Source organism: Streptomyces sp. NPDC051219, assembly GCF_040682335.1.
In the GTDB taxonomy this organism is placed as follows: domain Bacteria; phylum Actinomycetota; class Actinomycetes; order Streptomycetales; family Streptomycetaceae; genus Streptomyces.
Map to the genome: position 1 here is coordinate 48,405 of NZ_JBFBAS010000037.1, position 7,006 is coordinate 55,410.

The 7,006-nt window shown below is 62.7% G+C and carries 9 protein-coding genes and 1 pseudogene; all 10 read left to right on the top strand.

Going from position 1 to position 7,006, the window contains the following annotated elements:
- The first annotated feature begins 27 nt into the window (after nucleotides 1–27).
- Nucleotides 28–1,266, top strand: coding sequence for a cytochrome P450 (locus tag AB0M62_RS29315; RefSeq protein WP_366077326.1), 1,239 nt, complete (start codon nucleotides 28–30; stop codon nucleotides 1,264–1,266).
- 22 nt (nucleotides 1,267–1,288) lie between these two features.
- The gene (locus AB0M62_RS29320) at nucleotides 1,289–1,636 is read left to right on the top strand and encodes a (4Fe-4S)-binding protein (RefSeq protein ID WP_366077327.1); all 348 of its coding nucleotides are present in this window, start codon (nucleotides 1,289–1,291) and stop codon (nucleotides 1,634–1,636) included.
- Nucleotides 1,530–1,949: a nuclear transport factor 2 family protein gene (locus AB0M62_RS29325; RefSeq protein WP_366077328.1), complete on the top strand. Its 420-nt coding sequence runs from the start codon at nucleotides 1,530–1,532 to the stop codon at nucleotides 1,947–1,949. Before AB0M62_RS29320 ends, AB0M62_RS29325 begins: the two co-directional genes overlap by 107 nt.
- A 46-nt stretch (nucleotides 1,950–1,995) precedes the next feature.
- Nucleotides 1,996–2,487 carry a cupin domain-containing protein gene (locus tag AB0M62_RS29330; RefSeq protein WP_366077329.1) on the top strand — a complete coding sequence of 164 codons (492 nt, stop codon included), beginning with the start codon at nucleotides 1,996–1,998 and terminating at the stop codon, nucleotides 2,485–2,487.
- Between the two features lie 75 nt (nucleotides 2,488–2,562).
- Nucleotides 2,563–3,438, top strand: a complete 876-nt coding sequence (locus AB0M62_RS29335) for a zinc-binding dehydrogenase (RefSeq protein WP_366077330.1) — start codon at nucleotides 2,563–2,565, stop codon at nucleotides 3,436–3,438.
- Between the two features lie 15 nt (nucleotides 3,439–3,453).
- On the top strand, nucleotides 3,454–4,224 hold the full coding sequence (locus AB0M62_RS29340) for a nuclear transport factor 2 family protein (protein WP_366077331.1): 771 nt from the start codon (nucleotides 3,454–3,456) through the stop codon (nucleotides 4,222–4,224).
- 37 nt (nucleotides 4,225–4,261) lie between these two features.
- Nucleotides 4,262–4,621: a hypothetical protein gene (locus AB0M62_RS29345; RefSeq protein WP_366077332.1), complete on the top strand. Its 360-nt coding sequence runs from the start codon at nucleotides 4,262–4,264 to the stop codon at nucleotides 4,619–4,621.
- A gap of 465 nt (nucleotides 4,622–5,086) precedes the next feature.
- Nucleotides 5,087–5,977 (top strand): TIGR03620 family F420-dependent LLM class oxidoreductase, encoded by an 891-nt coding sequence (locus AB0M62_RS29350; protein ID WP_366077333.1) that lies wholly within the window; start codon nucleotides 5,087–5,089, stop codon nucleotides 5,975–5,977.
- Nucleotides 5,978–6,254: 277 nt separating this feature from the next.
- A pseudogene (locus tag AB0M62_RS29355) lies at nucleotides 6,255–6,425 on the top strand (metallophosphoesterase); the annotation flags it as partial.
- Between the two features lie 38 nt (nucleotides 6,426–6,463).
- Nucleotides 6,464–7,006 (top strand): AAA family ATPase (locus AB0M62_RS29360; RefSeq protein WP_366077335.1); only part of this gene is annotated, 543 nt, incomplete at its 3' end.

Genomic DNA, 7,006 nt, shown 5'->3' on the forward strand with positions numbered 1-7,006 from the left:
CACCGTATGAACGGGGGAGACGGCACCGTGGGTACGAAGCGAGGATGCCCCTACAGCTCGGCCGAGTTGCATGAGCGAGCCCGGAACTTCACGTTGTTCGATCCCGCCGTCCCGGACTACTTCGACCTCTTTGCTGGGTTTCACGACGAGCTGCCGGCCTTCCATAGCGAGCAGTTCGGTGGCTTCTACGTCTTCACGAAGTACGAGGACTGCCGAACGATCTTGAAGGATTCCGAGACCTTTTCTTCTCGGCAGATCTTCATACCGAAGGTCGAGATCGTAGGCGCCGAGGGCGGCCTCATTCCCGAGGAAGTCGACCAACCTGATCACGGCAAGTACCGCGCGGCGCTCAACGCGGCGCTTGGTCCGCGCCGGGTGAGGCCGCTGTATGACGACGCTCGTCGAATCGCTGACGAATACCTGGCCAAGATCGTGCAAGCAGGTTCGGCGGACCTGGTCGCCGACTTCTGCGTTCCGTTCCCGGTCTACACGTTCCTCTTGATGCTCGGCGCTCCGGCCGATGACGCCCCCCAGTTGCTCTATTGGAAGGAGCGGATGCTGGGTGACGGGCTGGGGGGAGACGAGATCAAACGCGCCGAGGTGCAGAACGAGGTTCTCCCGGCCATGGTGTCACACTTCGAGCAGATGCTCGCGGCGCGACGAGGGTCGCCCGACGCGCCGGACGATCTGTTGACTGCGCTGGCCAATGCGACCATCGATGGGCGGCCGTGGAGTCAGTCGGAGCTCAGGCGCGCCACGATGCAATACCTGATGGCCGGCCTCGACACAGTGACGAGTGCGCTGTCGAGCATGCTCTATTTCTTGGCTACCCACCCTGAGCATCGTCGCGACCTTGATGAGAATCGGGACCTGATTCCCAATGCTGTCGAAGAGATGTTGCGCTACTGCGGTTTGACCGGACCGGCCCGCTACGTCACTCGGGACACTGAAGTCGGTGGAATCCAGCTACGCGCGGGCGACCTGGTCCATTGCATCTTGCAGGCTACTGGCCGCGACCCCGACGAATTCCCCGACGCCGACGTCGTCGACTTCAGAAGGCAAACAAATCGTCACCTGGCCTTCGGGGCCGGGCGGCACCGCTGCCAGGGATCGCATCTCGCTCGGATGGAACTCGCGGTGGCACTCGAAGCCGTTCTCGATCACCTGCCTGACCTTGCGTTGGCACCGGGCGCCAACCCAGTGCCTCGATGGGGCTACGTCTTCGGGTTTTCCGAGCTGCCGATCGTGGTCAAGTCGCGGAGCTAATCGGCCTGACTGCAGAGCTGTAGTGAAGATAACCGTCGACTACGACCTGTGTGAAGGTCGCGGCGTCTGCGTTCAGGTCACGCCCGCTGTCTTCGATCTCGACGAGAACGAACTTACAGCTTGCGGATTTCCGGACCCGACATCGCGACCACCGGTCGAACAGGCGGTCCGTAGTTGCCCGGACCGCGCGTTCTCACTCGACTCAACATGTGTGAGCGCGTGCCGGGTCGAGGTAGTCGAAGTCTGGACGGAGGTGGCTGCTCATGCCAAGCGGTGCAGTAGATATCGTGCGGGCGTGGATCGATTGCGTCCAGAGGCGCGACATCGAAGGTATTCGGGCCGGCGTCGCGCCGGACTACGTGATCGTTGAGCCGATTCCGCTCACCTACGCGGGAACCTATCGCGGCGCTGATGGTTACACCGACTTCATCACCAAGTTCCGGGCGGCCTGGGGCGAGTTCGAGGCCAAAGAGGAGATCTTCAGCGAAGTCGCACCCGGTGTCGTGCTGGTCAAGATCGTCTTTCGGGCGACCGCGTGTGCGACGGGGACACCCTACGAGGGGGGCGTGGTCGAATTCATCCACGTCAAGCACGACCTCATCACCCGCAGCGAGATCTTCTACGAAGACCCGGTCGGCGCGGCGGCGGCGCTCGGAGTCCATCACGTTTCGGCCGACGCCTGACCTCGGAACAGGGCAGTGCGGCTGCTCTGGTCCGCTAGGAGACCTCGTGGCATCAGACCTTCCCGTGCTCGAGACGGTTCATTGCGAGCCGATCTGGTTCCAGCACTACCTCACCCATGTTCGGCTCGACAAGGAAGCGACCGGCGGAGAGTTTGCGCTGATCGAGATGCACGCGGCGTCGTTTGCCTCACCGCCGCACATTCATCACAACGAGAGCGAGTCCTTCTACGTCATCGAAGGTCAGCTGGAAGTGCACAAGGAAGGACGGGCCTTCACTCTCGGTTCTGGAGACGCGATCCACACACCGCGGGGTGTACCACACATGTACAAGGTCGTCTCCGACACCGCGCGCTGGCTCGTTCTGGTATCGCCGGCCGGTTTCGAGGGCCTCATGAGGCGCGTCTCCCGTCCCGCCGAGTCCAACACGATCCCCCCGGGATTTGCCGGACGAATCATGCCTCTGCCGTCGACCGACTCGCTGGCTGCCGGGGGCATCGAGATCCTCGGCGCCGAGGGCGAACTACCACCCGAGCTTTAACGGATCGGCCTCATCGGAGGAGTAGTCATGCGTTGCTTGAGCACCAACGGGGAAGGCGGCGTCGTCTTCAAGGACGTGGACGAGCCGAGTCCGGCGGCGAACGAGTTGGTGATCGAGGTATCTCACTCGTCCCTCAACCGTGGTGATCTGCTCATGATCAAGTCAGGTCAGGCCGGGCACGTCCGTGGCTTGGATGCGGTCGGTGTCGTTACTCGGGCGGCCGCTGATGGAAGCGGCGCACCAGTTGGTACTCGAGTCCTTGCCTATTCGCGTTTCGGGGGCTGGTCCGAGCGCGTCGCGGTCTCGACCGAGAAGGTCGTGCCTCTCCCGGATACGGTGTCATCATCGGACGCGGCTGTTCTCCCCGCGGCCGGACTGACCGCGCTCCGAGCTCTGCACTACGGCGGCTTCCTTCTTGGTGTACCGGTGCTGGTCACTGGAGCGACCGGCGGGGTCGGGTGCTACGCCGTACAACTCGCTCGCGAAGCCGGTGCGCACGTGACCGCAGTGGTTAGTTCGCCGGATCGGCAGGAGTTCATCGACAAGCTCGGCGGCATCGGTGTCGTGGCCGGCGACAAGTTCGACGGCCCGTATGACCTCATTCTCGACGGAGTGGGCGGCAAGGGGCTCAACCGGTCGTTCGATGTGGTTTCAGACCGGGGAACAATAGTCATCTACGGGGAATCCGATCGGACTCCCATTCAGGTCCCTTCGGAATGGTGGTACAAGAAGCCGGGCGCGCGAATGGTCGGCATGGTGGTGATCGACGAACTCGCCCAGCACAACGCGTGGAACTCCGATCTTCGCCTTCTCGTCTCGCTGGTCGAGAACGGCCGTCTGGACCCTCTCGTCTCGGGCTCATATCCGTGGACGCACATCGAGGAGGCATTGGCCGCGATGGAGGACCGGAAGGTCACGGGCAAGATTGCCATCTCGGTGGGTGACGAGTAGTGCTCGCCTGATTTCATGTGTCTCAGCAACATTCCGATCACCAAAAATCGTGAGGTGCTCATGAATACGCGCGAAATGCAGGACCGACTCGAGATCATGGAATTGCTGGCCGTGTACAACCGGGCCTGCGTAGAGGTCGATTCAGAGGCCTTCGCTGATTGCTTCATTCCGGACGGACGTTACATCGGAGTGAACGCCGGTTGGATCGCAAACGGACGTGAAGAGCTCAAGCGGGGCGTGGACGACACCGATGACGGCGGCGGCATTCAACACACCACGTGTGACCACATCTTCGACATTCAGGGTGATTATGCGAAGCTGCGCGTCTCGATGATGCTCTATATGCGCGAGACCACCTCGGGTCCTAATCACGTCTGGGCCACCGGGTTCTACCACGACCAGCTCCGACGGACTGCGGATGGCTGGCGCTTCATCGAGCGGATCTCCTTCATCGATCGCAAGATCGACGCCTACGTCGTCACCGCGCTTCAAGGCATTGTGCTGCAACGTCCGGCCGTGCGTGCTGCGGTGACTGACCTGCTTGGCGTCGATGGTGTGTCGCTCGATGAGGCAATCGCCTCGGGAAAGCTGCTGAGCGAGATCGCCCGATCCCAGGGCGTCGAACCCCGGACGATCACCGTGGCACTCGCAAAGCAATTCCAGGAGCTGGCGCCGGCGGCGAACCCGCTCGAAAACGAGACAGCGCTTGGCATTGCACACGTGATGGTCAACGGCCAGCCGGTCGGCGCTGACCTGGAAAAGGAGTTTCGGAGCGCAGCCGCTTAAGCCGGCAACTGGTAACGACTACGGATATGGAGCGATCATGAGTGTGATTCGTGCCCGGTGCGTGATGAACGTGCCTGCAGAGAACGCGGCGGAGTTCGAGGCCATTGCCAGGGCGATTACCGACGCCGAGCGAGCAAGCGGACGCAAGCCAATCGCCTATGATTACTACCGGAATGAATCCGATGGCACTTACGTGCTCCATGAGCACTTCGGTACCGCGGAGGAGTACATCGAGCACGCCAACCTCGTTGATCCAGCGATTCTCAAGCGTCTCTTCGAGATCTCGAGTGTCGCGTCGCTTGAGATCTGCGGAGAACTTTCACCTGAGGTACGCGCCATCGCGAGTCAATGGGGTGCTGTTTTCTGTACGCCCGTCGCGACGACCTGGACTGGCTGAACTCCCATCATGAAATGAGTGGCGGGCCCAACGAGGCGGAGATCGTGGAGCTTAAGGCGACCTATCTCCGCACGTTGGACGCGCAGGACCGGACAACGTACCGGAGCGTATCCGCCGGCGACCTTGTCTATGGCGGCGGGCCCCGATATCGACGCCGGTCGATCTCGAGCCGACTCGACGCGCTGATGCGTTTGTCGCTGCTGCGGCCCAGCGTCTCAACGAGCTGAAGAGCCCATGTTGCCACGTCGCCCCTCCTCGAACAGCCTCAAGCCAACGAACCTCCCGGCGTGTGGTTCTCCATGACGACGTTCGACGCGTATCGGTGATCGCTCGAATGGCAAGGAACGGGTCAGTACCTCGATCGGTACCTCAAGGCGGCGGACGGGCACTCGAGCGGCTAACGCAATCGGCCAGGATCCAACCCGGCAGTACCTCAGCGCACGTGACGCAGGACGGAAGCCACAGATGAAGCTCGACTCAGTCGGGGTCTATTGCTGGCAATTACGATTCATCGAGCCCCATGCCGCCAACGACATCGCTCAAGAGATCGAAGACCTCGGATATACGGCCATCTGGCCGGCCTCAGCCCACAAGCCGGGCGTGGTTGCGCAGTCCCGTGAACTCCTCAACGCGACCGAGAGCATCAAGGTCGCGACCGGAATCCTCACGATCTGGGAGCAGGAGCCCGAAAGCGTCGCGGCCGAGGTCGGCCAGATCGAAGCCGAGCAGCCTGGTCGATTCCTGCTCGGGCTGGGGGTGAGTCACAGCGAGAACCTAGGACCCGCCGAACAGCAGAAGATGCAAGATCCGGTTCAGGCGCTCAACGACTACCTGGACACTCTGGAACGCACGAGCGCAACCTTGCTGAAGGACAACGTACTCCTGGGCGCGCAAGGGCCGAAGATGCTCGAGCTGGCCCGGACCAGAACGGCGGGCGCCTGCCCCTACAACGTGACGGTGGCGCACACCAAGTCGGCCCGCGAGCTACTCGGACCCGACGCGTTACTGGCAACCATGGTCCCGGCGATCTTTCGAACCGACACCGACGAGGCCCGTACGATCGCCCGGGCCGCGCTCGCGCCCTATCTCGACTACCGTAACTACCTGAATAACTGGCGCCGCCTCGGCTTCGGCGAACAAGACTTCGCGGACGGAGGCAGTGACGCGCTGATCGACGCCGTGTATGCGTACGGCACACCGGACGAGATCGCGGCGCGGATCAACGAGCACTTGACCGCCGGCGCGGACCACGCCTATGTCCAAGTCCTCACCGAGGCGGCCTGGCCGAACGTCGACCTCTCAGAGACTCGAGGTCTCTGGCGCGATCTCAGCCTAGCGCTTGCCTTGTCAGCCTGAGACCATCCACGACTTCAAGGTAGTGAGGTCTTGCAGGAGGAGCACGCGCAGCGGGCGCTGTCAGGATGCGCTCCTTGCGCTGTTCCTCCGTCGGCTCCGCCCGGGAAGGCCAGCCCGCATCCGGTTATCTGGCCCTGCCGCTGACAATCACTCGGTCCCCGAACCGGCTGAAGGCCGCCAAAAAGAAGCCTTCTTCTGCCTCTACATCCCCGTAAGGAAGACCGTTTATCGGGAAAACCGCCCGTAGTGCTCCACCTCCTGGTTACGGTCTGTGCTCATGCGGTTTCTGCACACTTCTGACTGGCATCTGGGCCGCCGGTTCCACGGAGAACACCTGATCCATGCCCAGCACAAGATCCTCGACCACATCTGTGTCACCGCCCACGCCGAGCGGGTAGACGCGCTGCTGGTCGCGGGCGACATCTACGACCGGGCCATCCCGAGTCTGGACACACGGTCGACTTCGACGCTCTGTCCGCCGACGGCCTGTTCCTTCTCCACGGCGACACCAGCGCCGGTAAGAGCACCCTGTTCGCCGCCATCTGCTTTGCCCTCTACGGCGAACCGCCCACCGACGGGCGCACCGTGCAACTGCGCAGTGACCACGCGCCCGGCGATCTGCTCACCGAGGTGACGCTCGAGGCCACCCTTGCCTGCAAACGGCTGCGCATCCGCCGCATCTCCGCCCAGCCCAAGCCCAAGGTCCGCGGAGAAGGCACCACACCGTGCAGACCGAGCGTCTGGGCTCGATTCAACAAGTCAGGAGCCTGGCCAGAGGCCCCCTCACTGTCCTGTCTGCCCCATCCGGCCGGAGTCACCTCCGGTGAGGAAGGCATCTCCAGCATGACAGGAACAGACACTGCGGACGCTGTTGAGGAGATAGTGGTCGGCGGGGTGGACTCGCACGCCGACACTATTCACGTCGGTGTGGTCACGCGGTGGGCATCTCGCCGACGCCGAGTTTCCCACAACGGCCGCCGGCTACAAGGCTGCGATCGCTTTCCTGACCGCACACGGCACCGTTGCCGC

Bases quoted from the DNA above. Each gene is read 5' to 3' on its own strand.
- AB0M62_RS29325 (WP_366077328.1), top strand. From the start codon at position 1,530: ATGCCAAGCGGTGCAGTAGATATCGTGCGGGCGTGGATCGATTGCGTC.
- AB0M62_RS29345 (WP_366077332.1), top strand. From the start codon at position 4,262: ATGAGTGTGATTCGTGCCCGGTGCGTGATGAACGTGCCTGCAGAGAAC.
- AB0M62_RS29350 (WP_366077333.1), top strand. From the start codon at position 5,087: ATGAAGCTCGACTCAGTCGGGGTCTATTGCTGGCAATTACGATTCATC.
- AB0M62_RS29340 (WP_366077331.1), top strand. From the start codon at position 3,454: ATGTGTCTCAGCAACATTCCGATCACCAAAAATCGTGAGGTGCTCATG.